The sequence below is a fragment of the Xanthocytophaga flava genome, from assembly GCF_030068545.1.
Lineage (GTDB): Bacteria > Bacteroidota > Bacteroidia > Cytophagales > 172606-1 > Xanthocytophaga > Xanthocytophaga flava.
On sequence record NZ_JASJOR010000040.1, the window covers coordinates 1 to 15,635 of the forward strand.

General features: G+C 40.0%; 10 protein-coding genes. 3 read left to right on the forward strand and 7 right to left on the reverse strand.

Annotated features, from left to right (window positions below; genetic code table 11):
• Positions 1 to 154: 154 nt before the first annotated feature.
• Together QNI15_RS34615 and QNI15_RS34620 are read right to left on the reverse strand one after the other, a co-directional pair.
• The gene (locus QNI15_RS34615; protein WP_314036414.1) at positions 155 to 1,159 is read right to left on the reverse strand and encodes a hypothetical protein; all 1,005 of its coding nucleotides are present in this window, start codon (positions 1,157 to 1,159) and stop codon (positions 155 to 157) included.
• Between the two features lie 44 nt (positions 1,160 to 1,203).
• The gene (locus QNI15_RS34620) at positions 1,204 to 2,259 is read right to left on the reverse strand and encodes a hypothetical protein (RefSeq protein WP_313999060.1); all 1,056 of its coding nucleotides are present in this window, start codon (positions 2,257 to 2,259) and stop codon (positions 1,204 to 1,206) included.
• Positions 2,260 to 2,746: 487 nt separating this feature from the next.
• On the opposite strand from QNI15_RS34620, the gene QNI15_RS34625 reads away from it, so the two are divergent.
• Complete coding sequence (locus QNI15_RS34625; protein WP_314036416.1) at positions 2,747 to 3,607, forward strand: hypothetical protein; 861 nt, start codon at positions 2,747 to 2,749, stop codon at positions 3,605 to 3,607.
• Between the two features lie 709 nt (positions 3,608 to 4,316).
• Here QNI15_RS34625 and QNI15_RS34630 read toward each other — a convergent pair.
• The gene (locus tag QNI15_RS34630; protein ID WP_314036418.1) at positions 4,317 to 4,565 is read right to left on the reverse strand and encodes a cytoplasmic protein; all 249 of its coding nucleotides are present in this window, start codon (positions 4,563 to 4,565) and stop codon (positions 4,317 to 4,319) included.
• A gap of 152 nt (positions 4,566 to 4,717) precedes the next feature.
• On the opposite strand from QNI15_RS34630, the gene QNI15_RS34635 reads away from it, so the two are divergent.
• Both QNI15_RS34635 and QNI15_RS34640 read left to right on the forward strand, forming a co-directional pair.
• Entirely contained in the window at positions 4,718 to 5,887 is a 1,170-nt protein-coding gene (locus QNI15_RS34635; RefSeq protein WP_314036420.1) for a sensor histidine kinase, read from the forward strand.
• 55 nt (positions 5,888 to 5,942) lie between these two features.
• Positions 5,943 to 6,641 (forward strand): LytR/AlgR family response regulator transcription factor, encoded by a 699-nt coding sequence (locus QNI15_RS34640; RefSeq protein WP_314036423.1) that lies wholly within the window; start codon positions 5,943 to 5,945, stop codon positions 6,639 to 6,641.
• Between the two features lie 766 nt (positions 6,642 to 7,407).
• Here the strand turns inward: QNI15_RS34640 and QNI15_RS34645 are convergent.
• From QNI15_RS34645 to QNI15_RS34660, 4 genes are all read right to left on the reverse strand, one after another.
• A complete protein-coding gene (locus QNI15_RS34645) occupies positions 7,408 to 8,595 on the reverse strand; it encodes an efflux RND transporter periplasmic adaptor subunit (RefSeq protein WP_314036425.1) in 1,188 nt (395 codons plus the stop codon).
• The gene (locus QNI15_RS34650) at positions 8,592 to 11,825 is read right to left on the reverse strand and encodes an efflux RND transporter permease subunit (RefSeq protein ID WP_313999046.1); all 3,234 of its coding nucleotides are present in this window, start codon (positions 11,823 to 11,825) and stop codon (positions 8,592 to 8,594) included. The genes QNI15_RS34645 and QNI15_RS34650 overlap by 4 nt, the downstream gene beginning before the upstream one ends.
• 27 nt (positions 11,826 to 11,852) lie before the next feature.
• Positions 11,853 to 13,328 (reverse strand): TolC family protein, encoded by a 1,476-nt coding sequence (locus QNI15_RS34655; protein WP_313999044.1) that lies wholly within the window; start codon positions 13,326 to 13,328, stop codon positions 11,853 to 11,855.
• Between the two features lie 649 nt (positions 13,329 to 13,977).
• Positions 13,978 to 15,159, reverse strand: coding sequence for a DUF5700 domain-containing putative Zn-dependent protease (locus QNI15_RS34660; RefSeq protein WP_314036427.1), 1,182 nt, complete (start codon positions 15,157 to 15,159; stop codon positions 13,978 to 13,980).
• Positions 15,160 to 15,635: the final 476 nt, after the last annotated feature.

Genomic DNA, 15,635 nt, shown 5'->3' on the forward strand with positions numbered 1-15,635 from the left:
GTTTCAAAGTCTTATTAATTCGGTTTGAGAAGAAGGCGCCTAACTGGACTGCATTTCTCTATATGGCTTTCTCTATTCGTTTTTTACGTAAAATCCAACCTCTTAATAAATACTAAACAACTTCATTATATACAATTTATTTTTATGTATGACCTTAAGGATTCTTTCGGACAATGGTATACATAAATATTTCTTCCGGAAAGCGAAATGTGCCACTTGTATTGTATGAATTCTCTTGTTTCGCACGTTTATGTTCCTTGAATATAATATAATGGTTGCTTTCGTAGCTGATTCGTTCTTCTTCTCCTACAAGTCTTGCACTTTTTTTGAATCCATCCTCTGCATTACGTAAGGATGATTCAAATGAAGATCCATTTAAATGGCCAATGGATAACTTTTCAAGATATACCATACTTTGGCTCTCATTATCAATCTTTAGAGCTATTTTCTGGCGTTCATTGACAAAGATACCTTCCTGAGTTTCCCATTTGTAGCCTATCGTATTCAAATGAGATAAGATAGCTTTTTCCGTCATGTTGGCTGTAAAAATCTTGTCTATATCCTGAAATTCTAGTTTCCGATCTTCGATTTTAAACGCTTTTTTAATCTCATCTTCACTGAGAAGTGCTTTACTTACACTGGGGTCTTGTTTCCAGTATATTACATCAATGGTTGCTCCTTTATAAAGGCTATTGAACTCAGACCCATTGATGGATTGTGAAAAATAGTATTTGCGGGTTTTGGGAGGCTGATAGCTGACACGTACTTCATAGGTAGTGTTGCTCTGAAATCTGCGGGTAGTAGTGGTAGATTCTCCATCCACTATATTCGCTGTGATAATAACCCCTTCTTTCTCAAGAACAGCTTCTTTGCGACTACTGAAATGCATCCAGAACACAAATATGAGAATGATACCTGGTATAATAGCCAAAGGTGCCACTCCTTTGGGGCTACCCTTTGGAATATCTTCTGTAAACTCATAGACAGATGTAAAGTCACCAATGAGTAATGCCAGAAATAATGCAGTGAGAGCGGCACCTGCAAAGGATAGAAAGCCAGGGTACTGATTGTAGGTACCTATCGAAATTCCACTCCAGAATAGATAGAGGGTAGTAATGACTGCTCCCAGCCATATTTTTCTGCGTCTATTAAATTCCATAATTATATGTCTTAAAAAGAGTGTAGTGTGTGGTACTTTTGTGTTTAAATACGATTGCTTCCGTCCTCTTGCTTTACAGGCTTTCCTTCATATTTGGTTAGATAGTAATGTGTACCTTGTATTTTAAGATGATAAGTAAACTCACCACCTTCTGCATCTTTAAAATGAATAAGACCTGATATTTCTGGTTCCATACCCTTAAAAATACCTTTAAAGATAAATATCCCTTCTTCTTCCCGCATTGGAATCAGGTTCGGATCTACCTGTGCATTATTTGTATATGTATTGCGTTCATCTTTGGAAAGTGTTTCATATCTGTCAAAATGGACCGGAACCCCTTTATTTCGGATAGCATACGCAAATTTTCCATCTTCAAAGCCAAACGTAACCTTTTCAAATACAGGTTCATAGATGTATTTGATTTCCTGAATAGCGGTAGGATTTTGTTTTGGAATGATAGCTATCCGCTTTCTCTCTGATGTTTCAGACAAAGATTGTATCAGGGTGGTTTTGTTAATCACTACTGTATCAAATGATTGATAAGATGAATCAGCCTGAAAGGCATCCAGAATGGCGTACTCGCCATATGATTGAGGTGACTTTTGACTCCAGAGGCAGGTAACAGTCTTAGGGGTAGCTGATAGCACTTTCAGATAGGTGCTTTTGTAGTGTTCATCTTCCAGTTTATAGTAATAGCCAGCTTTAGCCTCATTGATTTTTTGTTTGTTCTCAACATACGTTTCTTTCAGATAGGCTTCATATCTTCTTTTAGAAAGAGCAGAATCTATTTCAGAAAAGATGGAAAAGCCTATACCTCCACAAACCAGCAGGATAGGTCCGATAAAGGTATACCAGGGAATTCCACGTCCTAGTGACGTACTGGTCAAATAACGAAGCAGATCTATAGTGGGTTCATACAGTTTACCATCACGTCCTTTCAAAACCCATATTTGTCCTATTGGAAAAAACGGAATCCAGAATAGGTGAAAGTACTTCTGGCGTTGCTGGATCATATATTGCTGATCCCAATCCTGAGGTAGCCCGATCTCTGAAGGCCGATGAGATACTATAGAGAATGAATTCCATCCAAATACTATCATATATGCAAAGTTAAGATGTTACTGTGTGGGCGTGCGAGTGTTAATACACTCATAAACAAAAAGGTAATTGTATTTCCATTGCTTCAGAACGCAATTTCTTCTAGTATTGCAGCCTGGTTTAAAGCACCTTTTCAGAGAAATCTTACTTCAGTAATATTTAGCAGCACCAGGAGTGGTTATGAATCGCAATTGATTGTTTTCCAGGGATAACATAGATGGGTAGTATGCCTGATACTGGTAAGAATGAGATCTGTTGTGTGCAACAATCTTCTAAAAAGTAATAAAGCTGAGATTTTTTTTCTAAGAATAGAGTTTATCAAAATGAAGAAATACAATCAGCTAAATGCCAGAAAAATTGTCTTTTAGTAAAGTGTAAAATAAAAAATACAGATTAGTATTCAGACCCATGAGAATAAAATAGTGTGTTTACCCTGTCTTAAGTTTATTACTAAATAGAGTTTACGAAACTACCACTTAAATTTTTTATATGAAGAGAACCTTTTACTGGTTAGGAATGATTTTCGTGTTTGGTATAGTAGGATGCCATAAGTCTGCAGAACCTGTTAAGCCACAAGAACCTGTACCACCTGTTACACCTCCACCTCCTGTTGAAGAACCTACAACCTTGTATCGAATTGGTAAGATTACTTTATCTCCAGGCAGAGTGGTTACTTTTCAATATGGACCCAATGGAGAGATTACTCAGTCAGATCTGACTGATTCGCTGAAAAATACATATGGTATTATGGCGAGTCATTGGACGTTTGTATATGATTCTATAGGACATCTGGATAAACTGAAGAGTGAAGATGGTTCATATATAGAGGTAACTACTGATAGTACAGGACGTGTAACAAGAGCTATACGCGCTGTAGTTGGAAACTTTATCTTTGAAAATACCTTTTCCTATGATTCACTGGGCCGTTTGGCAGTTTTTGAAGATCGGATGATGGGGTCCAGTAACAAGTATCTGTATAATTATACCCTGGATGGTAATTTGAGTTCTATCATTCGGTCAGGAAGTCCTGCTGCATTGAACTTTTCATTACACGCTACAGCGTATGATAGCCAGAATAGTGTATGGCAAACAGATATACGTAGTAATCTGATTTACTGGTGGCTGGTAAGTCTAACCTATTTTGCAGATAAATCTCCTGCGTTGTTTCTATCCTATAAAAACAACATTACACAATGTACTTATACGGACCTGCAAGGTAACAAAACAGAATTGCAGGTGGCTTATGAGTATACAGAAAACCATCCTACCCGAATGAGGTCTTTACAAACAACAGATAGTACCACATTCACAGGACCTTTTGAGTTTGATTATCAGAGGTATTCCAAATAAGCTTTGCAGTACAGGTAGATAATCGTTTCTATCTGTACTGTAGTATATGCCTGGACTTATAGCTTCTAAAACCTTGAAGCTACCAGATCAATCTGTAAAGTATCTTATAGGAAGAATGAGAATAATGTAAAAATACAACTTACAGAATGGTCAAAAATAGATTTTTATGTCTGAGTAGAGTTTTTCCACACTATCTGTTTTAGATTACAAAGGGAAAAATACCGTAAAATACGGGGAAAATACCCCTTGAAGTTATTTGTTTACTGCAACAAGTTGGTGCATATTGTATCAATACTTCTTCAGGATAATATCCCATTCGGACTATTGTTCTTTATCTTGTTAAGCGTCTGATATATTGCATCTTATGTCTAAATGTTTATCTAGGTCATAGACAGACATAAAGAGCCGGCTGGCAGAAAGGGTGAAGTATAGAAAAACAATTCACTAACCTATCTGTTTATTTTTTTGTGATGGATACGACAAGTCTGCTGTTAATACTCTTAGTATGTGGATTGCCTTTTCTTATTTATATTCAATATCAGAATCTGCGAAAACTTATTCAGGAAGGTGTAAGACTGGAGAAGGAATTACATGCTGTAATAAAAAAGAATGCATGTAATAAAGAGATTTCTCTTGATAAGGATGATCTTAACAAAATAGAATAAGCCTCAGCTTCTACATTTGTTGGCTTATATATGGCTGTTTTATTCTAAAACCAGAAGGCGTGTAGTTCCTGAAGGTTTTCCCTTGTCAGTTCATACGGAGACTTATCTGGTAACACGCAATCTATACCACAATAAGGACAAATGCCTGTCTCATCTGCTTCTACAAAATCCACTACTTTGTATGCAGGATATACTTTTAAACAGTAATAACACCCTGCCTGAACAGATTCTCCCAGTGCTTTTTTATTGATGGTGGTATATTTAAGAGATTTTTCCAGTACATCTTTATTCATACGCATATCCAGGATAACAAGATGACAAGTAAGAGTATCTACCCTTTATACGATAGGGAAGTATAGTGTAACTCGAAAATCACTAGACTTATTTCCGAAATTACATATTCTAGTTCAGAATATATCTTACATGTGTGTATCCTGGTGTCAGAATGAATACAAATCATGCTTTGACTGATAGAGAAATAGTGAAATTAGTATCTTTGAGTATGGTTCGTCTAAAAACAACTTCCCTCTTCATTCATAGTGCAGGCTGGATATTGCTCTTTATTTTTCCTCTGTTATTTATGAGTGACATAGAGAGTATAGGAGAACTCCTGACTTCCATGTATTACTGGCAGTTTTGCTTGTTTTATATTGCTCTCTTTTATTTGCATACCTACTGGATATTTCCGTTTCTGTTTTTTAAAAAGAGATATATTTTATATGGATTTGCGGTTATCTGTCTGTTTGCCAGTGTATACATGCTAAAGCCGTTTGATCAGCTTATTGTGCATAATTCCTTTTCCAGAAGAGAAGGAGAGCCACCACCAGGTCTGGTACCACCACCTCGTCTCGGTAAGCCTATGCATGATCGTCCAGACTTTAGGCCAGAACCCAGCGAAAGTGTAGAGAGGTTACCAAAGGGCGACCATATAGACATTACCAGTATTTTCCTCTTTGTGATTATGATGGCTCTGAGCATTGCTATTGAGACCATGTATCAGTGGCGTGAAACGGAAAAACGGGCAGTACAGGCTGAGGCTGACAAGATTAGTGCCGAGCTGTCTTTCCTGAAAGCCCAGATTCACCCACACTTTCTTTTCAATACCCTGAATAATATTTATGCATTGGCAATCACACAGAATGAGAACACAGCTACTTCTATCATGAAGCTCTCTAATATCATGCGTTATGTAACAGATGAAGTACTGGAAGATTTTGTACCTCTGAGCAATGAAGTAGAATGTATCCGAAACTATATTGACCTGCAGCGGTTACGATTAGGAAAAAATATGCAAATCGATTTCTCTGTAAATGGTAATCAGGAACGGGTAAAAATAGCTCCATTGTTATTGATGACTTTTATTGAGAATGTATTTAAGTATGGTGTTAGTAATCATCATCCGGGGAGCATTATAATCAAAATACTTGCAGAACGACAGCACATCTACTTTTTTTGCCAGAATCAGATTTTTACCACCACTCAGAATACAAATCGGGAGGGAGTAGGGATTGTTAATACCAGACAACGCTTGAATCGACTTTATTCAGATAAGCATTCTTTGACTATTAAATCAGAAGATAATATATTCACTGTTGAGCTAACCTTATACTCTTAGTCATTGTACAGTGTTTTTGAAGAAACAGGATATTGCCTGACTAATTTTTTGCAAAATGTTCCTAAAGTGTATTGCTGTCGATGATGAACCCCTGGCTTTGGATATTCTCAAAACCTATATTGCCAGATTACCTGTTTTGCAATTGATACAAACTTTTGATGATGCAGTTCTGGCAGTCGACTTTTTGAAGCAGAACCCTGTGGATCTTTTGCTGGTTGACATACATATGCCCGATCTGTCCGGTCTGGATCTGGTTCGTTCGCTTGATATTATGCCTCTGATCATTTTTACGACAGCACACAAGAATTACGCATTTGAAGGATTTGAACTCAATGCGGTTGATTATTTACTGAAACCCATCGATTTTGGGCGATTTGCCAAAGCCATCTCCAAGGCTGTTGACTACCATCAATATAAAACCCGATCTTCAGGAGAATCTGCTGAGTACCTGTATGTGTATTCCGAATACCGGCAAGTACGGATTAATCTCAACGAGATTGAATACGTCGAAAGCCTGGAAGATTATATTCGGATACATTTGAGTGGGCTGAAACCTGTAGTTACCCTGATGACCTTAAAAAAGGTGCTTGAAAAGCTACCTGAACAACAGTTTAAACGGATACATCGTAGCTTTGTAGTAGCTATTGATCGAGTCACTTCTATTCATAACCGAAAGGCTATACTCGATTCTGGCAAAGAGTTGCCAATTAGTGATAGTTATACAGGGTTTATTCAGGAGTGGAAGGAAAGGTGATTGAATTTTTTAGAGTAGAAGGAAAAGAAAAAGATACTTTTCGTTCTGCTCGCAGGCCAATTCTAGACCTTATCGTGTTCCATAATTTTGCAGGAAATAAAGAAGGTCTCTGGTGTGGTGTTCACTCACACCATATTGAAAGCAACAGCAACATACAGTTGTGTCAAGTTCAAGTTTGCGATTGTACCCAAACAGGTTTCTACCGACCAACACAATGGATGTTCAAACTAGTCTATTTCTATTAGAGCCAGTTCTGCATTCCCTGAAACACACTTCCTGTCCTTCTGAAAGAATCTCGTGACAAATAGAGTTACGCTTGGTTTGTGAGAAAAACAAATACATTCCAAATCCAAAGGCCGCCGGTCTTGCCACGAGTTCCTTTCAGGAGGACAAAAAAAGGTGATAGGGTAAAAAGAGAGTTTTTTCTGAAATCTTCAAAATTGAAAAAGATATGGGACATGATAATGGAAAGCTTCAGGCTTTGTGGTGGAAGATTTGGCAGAAAGTGCCCTTTTGGGGTTATTACTCATTGCGTGACAAAAAATTGATACGGCGTGGGATAAGCATAAGTTCTGGACAATAAATAAACATAAAAAGCCCTGTAGATGAGGAAACTGTAATAAGACTGATAAAAGGAATCTGAGAAGGCAAAAGAAGAGATGTCTCACTCAAAAATAAATCAGCGCCTATGCTTTTGAAAAAAGCATAGGCGCTGATCTCACATCCAACATTCGGGATGATTCATATATATAGCGAAAAAAGACTTCTACTTTTGATAACTGGTTGTAGATACAGGCTTGGACTCTGTGCGATGCCATTTGGCAGATTGGCCTTCCCTTATTTCATCTGAGGCTTCTTTCACAATCCAATCGCCAGGTTGCAGGTTACCAAATACCTCTACAAGAGTATCTACTACATTGCCTTTTTTAATAGCAATGCGTTCTGCTTTGTCATCTTTTACCCGAATCACAAACACCTTTTCAGAAGAACTTACCACTGATTTCACAGGAACAAATAAAGTCTGCGCAGATCGGGTGATAGGCAGACGGACTTCTGCATACATCCCTGCTTTAAGTTCATCATTGGTATTCTTTATATCAAACTCTGTCATCATAGATCGGTTCTCTTCCTGCAGGCTACTTCCACTACGGGCATAGTTGGCTGTAAACAGCTTTTCAGGAACCGCATTCACTGTGAAGTTTACAGTTCCTTTGCCCGAAATCTGATTGGCATATACCTCTGGAATAGCTACCGTCAAACGTAAGGTACGACTATCTTCCAATACAAATAAGGGTTTGGCACTGCTACTCTCCGAAGGTCCTACCAATGCTCCCGGACTGGTATTCCGCTCAATAATCACACCATCAAACGGAGCAGTAATAGTTAAATACTGGGCTAGTTGGGATTTAGTTTGGTAATAGGCGCGTGCTGCCTGCACATTCCCCTGTGCCACAGTAGCTGATGCACTGTCACCCATCATACGGGCTTTTGCAAGATCCAACTCGTTGAGCGAAACGGCACCTTCCATTTTACTGGTTTTGAGCATACGCTGATAGGTAAGCTTACTTGCCTGAGCCCGGGTGCTTTGTTCACTGGCCGTTGCTTCGGCAGCCTGTAGCTGAGCTTTAGCCTGACTAAGTTCAGACAAGGATTCCGGTGCATCCAGTATAGCCAGCACCTGTCCCTTTTTCACAACAGATCCACGATCCACTGCCAAGCTTTTGACAAACCCCTTTACTTTGGGATGAATATTTACTTTGTTCCAAGGCTTTAATTCACCGGGTAATACTATTTGCTTGGAAGGTTGCAACTGTTGTACAGGCACTATAGTAATTTCCTGAACTTCAGCTACAGAAGAAGCTTCTTTGTTTCCATCTGCTTCTTCTTCATGGCTGCTGCATGCACCTGTTAAAATGGCTGAGGCCAGTACTAGCACTAAAGGAATATATTTCATAGGACAGAATGTGTTTGAGTAGTTGGTTGGAAAAAGGTACTTTCAGGATCTTCAGGGTCAAGAGATACGGACGCGAGAGATGCTTTTCGTTGTATCTGGACAAAAACTCCAGGTAAAATCAGCAGAGAGGCTAGCGTAGAAGCAATCAAGCCTCCAATTACAGCTTGTCCAAGAGGCGCAATCTGATCACCGCCTTCGCCTAGTCCGGAAGCCATCGGAATCATACCGGCAATCATGGCGATACTGGTCATCAGAATAGGACGAATACGACTGTTTGCGGCAATGACAACTGCCTGACGGGCATCTTTCAGTTCCAGCCGCAGGTTTTCAGCATTGGTCACCATCAGAATAGCATTGGCTACTGAAACCCCCACAGACATGATTAATCCCATGTATGATTGCAGATTCAGTGTAGAACCTGTCAGCAGAAGCATTCCCAATGCCCCAACCACTACAGCCGGAATAGCAGATAATACCACAAAAGACAGTTTGAAGGATTGGAACGTTGCACTTAACAATAAGAAGATAATGACAATGGCAATGATCAATCCGGTTTGAAGGCTGCTCAATGTATCTGTTAATAGTTGTGTCTGTCCTTTCTGTTCCACAATCACCCCACGTGGTGGTTCACCTGCTTTGCGAATGGCCTCTTTTACAGCTTTATCTGCTGCACCCAGATCTTTTCGGAATACATTGGCATTGATGGTTACCAGTCGGTTTGGACCCGAACGGTCATATTGACCTGGTGCTGTCTCCTCAGAAAATGTAGCTACATCAGACAATACCGGATGTTGGGCCCCTGTATGTAAGGGAATATTGCCAATATCCTCAACAGTACTCATCAGATTTTCAGGAATCTGTACCTGTACCTGATAGGCAAGCCCTTTTGCATCATCTAACCAGAGGTTTTTATCTGTAAAACGACTGGAAGAGGTAGCCGCCACCAGCGAACGTGCAACCTGTGATGAAGTCACGCCCAGCTGTCCAGCCCGTTGACGATCCATTTCTACTTTTAGCACCGGATAGGAGAGAGGTTGGGCGATTTGGACATCCCGGAGGAACGAAACCTGTTTCATCTGATCCAAAATCTTTTGAGCAAAGCGTCCAGCCTCTTTGACATCTTTAGCTGCTACAGTTACCTCAATAGGAGTAGCGGAACCCTGACTCATGATTTTATCTACCAGCTCAATCGGTTCGAACAATACTCTTAATCCTGGTATTTCAGTTGTCATTCGTTTACGCAATTTCTCTTGGAGAGCATCCATGCGAACTGAAAATCCTTCTGCCAGCGCTACTTGTAACACAGCCTCGTGAGGGCCACTATTAAATACGAATATGTTAGAAGTACCATAACTGGAAGGTACTGTCCCTACATACGCCGAAGAGATCTCAACATGATTAGGACCTACTTCTGAACGAATAATATCCAATACTTTTAACGTTGCTTCTTCTGTACGTTCCACCCGTGTTCCATCCGGTACTCGTAACCGAAGCTGAAACTGATTGCTGTTTGCTTTAGGAAGAATGTCTGTTCCAATCAGAAGAAATCCTCCCACCACTAGCAACACAGAGACTACCAGGTATCCAATAACTGTACTGTTTCCATGAGCCAATACTTTTTCCAGGAACTGACTGTATTTGAGTTTGAATTTGTCGAATCCCTTTGGTGCTGGCGCATGGTGTTTTTCTTCTTCAATCATATCTGATATTTCCTGTTTGTCCAGTGCCAGTGTTGGTGCTTCATGAGGTGGATGGCTTTTTAGCAGCCAGTTTGCCAGAACAGGCACAAAGGTTTGAGACAACAGGAAGGATGCAATCATGGCAAAACCCACCGAAAGTGATAATGGTAGGAACATAGAACGGGGAATACCACTCATAACAAACGCTGGAGCAAATACCGCCAGAATTGCCAGCAGAATCAGAAACTCGGGAAATGCGATCTCTTTACAGGCATCCCAGATAGCCTGCGCTTTGGGTTTTCCCATTTCTAGGTGTTGGTGAATGTTTTCTATTGTTACCGTTGCCTGATCGACAAGTACCCCAATGGCTAATGCTAAGCCACTCAATGTCATGATATTAATAGATTGACCTGCCAGTTGAAGCAGAATCACCGCAGAAAGTACAGATATAGGAATTGTCAATACCACAATGATTACACTACGCCAGTCTTTCAGGAATAACAATACCATCAGACCTGTCAACACCGCTCCTAAAATACCTTCCGTGACCAGACTCTTTAAGGCATTGGTTACATATACGGACTGGTCAAACTCATACGAAACCTTTACATCTTCCGGAATGGCATTGCGAAGTTCTGGCATTGCCTTTTTGATGTTGTTTACTACCGCCAGTGTAGACGCATCTGATTTTTTAACAACCGGGATATATACTGCCCGGCGTCCGTTGACCAAGGCATAACTCACTGTAATATCCGCTCCATCTTCTACAGTGCCGATATCTCGTACAAATACGGTAGGACCTGATCCAATCCGAATAGGTATATTCAGGAAATCTTCAGGCTTGCGAACCAGAGAATTTACAGGAGTCATCAGCGTTTTGTCTCCCATACGAATGTTTCCGGCAGGGGAGGGCTGGTTATTAGAAACAATCGAACGAATAATTTCTTCCGGTGTAAGATTGTAGCTGCGTACCAGTTGAGGGTCTACCTTAACCACAATAGTACGTTGGTTCCCTCCAAATGGCGGAGGGCTGGATACCCCTTCAATCCGGGAGAACATAGGTCGTATCCGTGAAGAAGCAAAGTCCTGTATCTCGTTTAAGGATCGGGTTTTGCTTTCAAATACCAGCTGACCAACCGGGACCGAACTGGCGTCAAAGCGTACCACCTGGGGTGGCACCGTCCCTTCTGGCATATAGGCCTTAGCACGTGAGACGTTATTGGCTACCTCTGCCGCTGCCTGAGCCATATCCGTACCCGGATAAAACTGTAATTTGATCAGACAAAGACCCTGAATAGTTTTTACATCCACATCTTTGATTCCAGACACATACAGAAAGTGATCCTGATAACGGGTGGCGATAAATCCATCCATCTGATCAGGAGCCATACCACCATACGGTTGTACAACATAGATAGTCGGCAGATCCAGATTGGGGAAAATATCTACTGGAATACTTGACAACGAAAGCACAGAGAAAAAGAGAATTCCCATGACGGCCACAATGACCGCAATCGGCTTTCGCAAGGCATTTCGAATTAATTGATACATATCTAAACAGTGTTTAATGACAAAAGATTAGTTAAGCTGGTTCAGAAACAGTGACAGATCACCAGTAGCTGCTGCCTGAAGTAACAGCGATCGCCAGGCATTGCTGATAGCTACGTACTGGTCTACTTCTGCCCGGTTGAGTGTCAGCAAACTCTGCATGACAGTAGGGAGATCTGTCAGACCGCTTTCGTAGCGTGCACGTGCCTGATTCATTGCCCGGCGGGCTGCATTTAACTGAACAGGTGCCAGTCTGGCCTGGTCTAGTGTAAGGGCAAACTGCATTTCTGATTCACGAAATTGCCGATTGAGTTTCAGTGACTGATCATTGTATAGTTCCTGATACCGTTGCAACTGGGCTTTTTCGCTTTGGTAATCGTTGTGGACCTTAAAAATACTGGTCAGGTTCCAGCGGGTTGAGATACCAATCATGTAGTTATATACCTGATAGTTAACCCCACTCGCAAAGTCAGTCCGATAAGAGTCATCCTTATTGGAGACACCTGATCCTCTGGCCCAGCCTGCAGCCAGAAATGAAATAGATGGACGAAATGACCTGCGAACAGCGATACTTCTGGCTTCTGCTGCTGAAGTCTGAGCCTGATACAGCCGTAACAGAGGATTGTTTTGAATAGAAGAGGCTCCTGCAGGTATAATCGGAAGCTTTGTATAAAAGCTCATGCTATCTACAGCTAGGCTATCCTGAAGATTACCTGTCAGCTCAGAGAGACGCAGACGTTGCGCTTTTTCATTGCGCTGGCTTTCCAGCAGCAGAAGTTGCGCTTTGGTATATTCTGCATTGGCCAGTGAACTATCTACACCAGGACGCATTCCGGACGAAACGCCTGATGCTACAACTTCTCTAAAAATACGGGCTCTTTCCAGATTGCTCCGTTGTACCGTTACCAGTTTCTGACTGATCAAGAGCAACAGATAGGAATCAATCACCCGGATTTGTTGCTGGAATAACTCGTTTTCATATTCCAGCTGGCTGCGAGCCATCTCATTGCGTGCTGCCTGGACATTGGCTGCTACTTTACCAAAGTTGATGATTTTCCATTCCAGCAAAGCTGTTGTAAAGCTGCCAAAGACACCCTGATAAATATTGTCAGGACGAATACCGCCCGAAGGTGATATGGCAGTTCCTTCATTGGGGTAAAAAGCTCCTGTAACACTATTGTTAGTAGCGTATGTATACTGATCCTGTATGATTACATTAGGCAGATACTCCGTATTAGCAGACTTTACTCTTCGTTGCGCACTGGTCACTTCTGCTTGTTTGGCCTTCAGTAAAGGATAGTTTTGTTTGCTTTCATTCAAAACCTGCTGCAAGTTTACCTGTTGCCCCTGGCTGGATATTGTTGTACCTATTAATACTAGAGTCAATAAAGTAAGCCTTACAAAATATCGTGTTTTGGATGGTTGAGATGGATCTTTCTCCTGCGACTGAACCGACGGGTGAAAGGTGTTTTGCATCTCTGAAAGAATTGATGTTGGATGATTCATTGGTATCAAAAGAATAAAGTTTTAGGATTCCAACTAGAGGTGGTCTATACTATTATTAAAGAAGCGAAAAGGCCAGATTTTGTAGCGAGCCTCAATCAGCTACGGGCTGAAAAATAGGCGAAGGCGCAGCACATGTGTTTTTAGTTCTTAAAGAACTTTACTAGTATCTGACTTTGTAGCCTTTATAAAATAGTTTAGACCACCTTTCTGATTCAATACCAAAACTAGGAGCCAATTCTGGAAATATTTGGGAAATGAAGTCCCTCACCAATAGTATTTTAATAGCAGTTGTTTCGGGTGATTTTGTGAAGAAGCTTCAAATTCCTGGTGTCTGTTTTGATGGAAATTCGTTTATAAGGGAGCTGTATTGAGTATATAAGGCAAGGGAAAATGATCCTGATCATGGACCAACATGCCTTTAAGTAGAATCATCCTTTTCCTAAAACAGATTAGGAAATAGCAAGAAGGGAGAAGAGATCAACCTGTGTATAAGATCCCAGTCTCTGGAAAGTGTATTACTTTCCATAAAACATTAAAACCTATCAACTGAAGTCAGTACTTCAGTTGATAGGTTTTAAAAGATATAGTCCAGTAATATACCTGGTTATAGACCTGCGATTAGTATGTACTGCTTTGCTTGTCTGAAAAGTTAGATTTGTTTGAAATAACGCTCTTTAAGCTGTTTTAGGTAAGCTATACTTGTTTCTGAAAATAGAGGTAGTTCAGATTTGTTTTTTTGAATAGCCTGATTATATAATTCAAAAAACGAAACAGGATCTTCGACTGAGCGGATTAAAACTGAAAGTAAGCCGGCCTGTTTGATGGCTTGTCCCATAACTCTTCCCGGAATGTGTCCTCCATTTTTACTGAATCCCTGGAATAATAGATTGTAATCGATATTTGTTCCCTTTGCCTGAAGTAAGCTATCGAGCTTGGTGATATACTGTTTGCTTAGTATAGTTTCATTTTCTGTGAGAGCTTTCATTTCCTGGAGTACAGGTGATCCTGATTGGGTGAGTGCTGGTTTGTCTATCAGGTCAGCAACTCCTTCCTGTGATATATTACTCAGGAAGTACAATAAGATTGCATTAGGGTCCTGATTAGAAAATCCGTCTTTTAACAAGTTTGCAAATGCTTCTGATACCACCGCATGGAAAGTTTCATGAGCAGATAAAATACCTAATTTATATCCATCAATTTTATAAGAAAGCAATAAGTCATTAATAACCATTCCTGGTCCGGCAGTAGCATCCTCATTGCCATAGAATATATAGTATTGTTTAGGTAGCTTATTTTTTGCCAGTAAACGTGGAGGTAGAAACGGCTGCAGATAGTTAAAGATATTTTGTTGTATAGAAGATGATTCCAAAAAAGAAATATGTGCCAGAAGCTGTTTTTCCAGTTTCTGATATTTTAGATGATGAGCCAATTCCGGATCTGTTGGTGTGTTCGTTGTACCATTCTCATACACTGTTTGCATAGCATGTTTAAACTTTGTGGTATCTAAGGCTCCTGCTGTTATCATCATTGCATGGACAGGCGAATTAAACAAAGATGCCCATTCCTTTGCCGATGGCTTTTGGTGAACTTTAAAACGATCTGCTATAACAAAGTAGGCTTTCACTGCGGATACATCTACAAAGTCGGTAACTGCCGCTAAATTTTTTCCGTTCGTACTGATTGGCTTGGTATTCTTTTCTTTTGTATTGTACTTGACAGGCTGAGATGTGCTTTTATTTTGTGTTTGACTGTAAGAAGGAGTATATGGTATAGTTATACAGACCAAAAGAATAAAAGTGGAAATATGTAGGGATATACATTTACTTTTCATAAAAGGATGTTCTGGAAGAAAGAATAAAAAATACTGATAAGCCTATTTTAAAAAGGAATCAGTTTATTTATAGAAGTTTAATTGGCTCCAAATCACTTTTCAACGGTTTTGTCAGAAATGATTCGAAAAAGCATCTGAAAAAATACAACTACCATTTTGTTTACTCATATAGGTTGGTTATCTGTTATCTGCTCAGATAGATGTTAGAGCAGTTTTTAGTATGCTGAATTTAGTTTTATATAAAAGGTAAACTCAGGACGTTGTTATTAGTTAAAGATAGTAAAATTCGAAAACACAACTATTTTTTCTGATCGAATAAGTCCAGTCTAAACAATAGTAAAATAATCTCTGTTTCCAATTGGTAAAATAATGCTTGTATTATACTAAACAAAATTAGTAGAGGCTTCACTATCCCTTCCAGTATTTTTCCAGAATTGGAGTGTATTTTCGTTTTTATTTTGCCAGTTACACGTTTC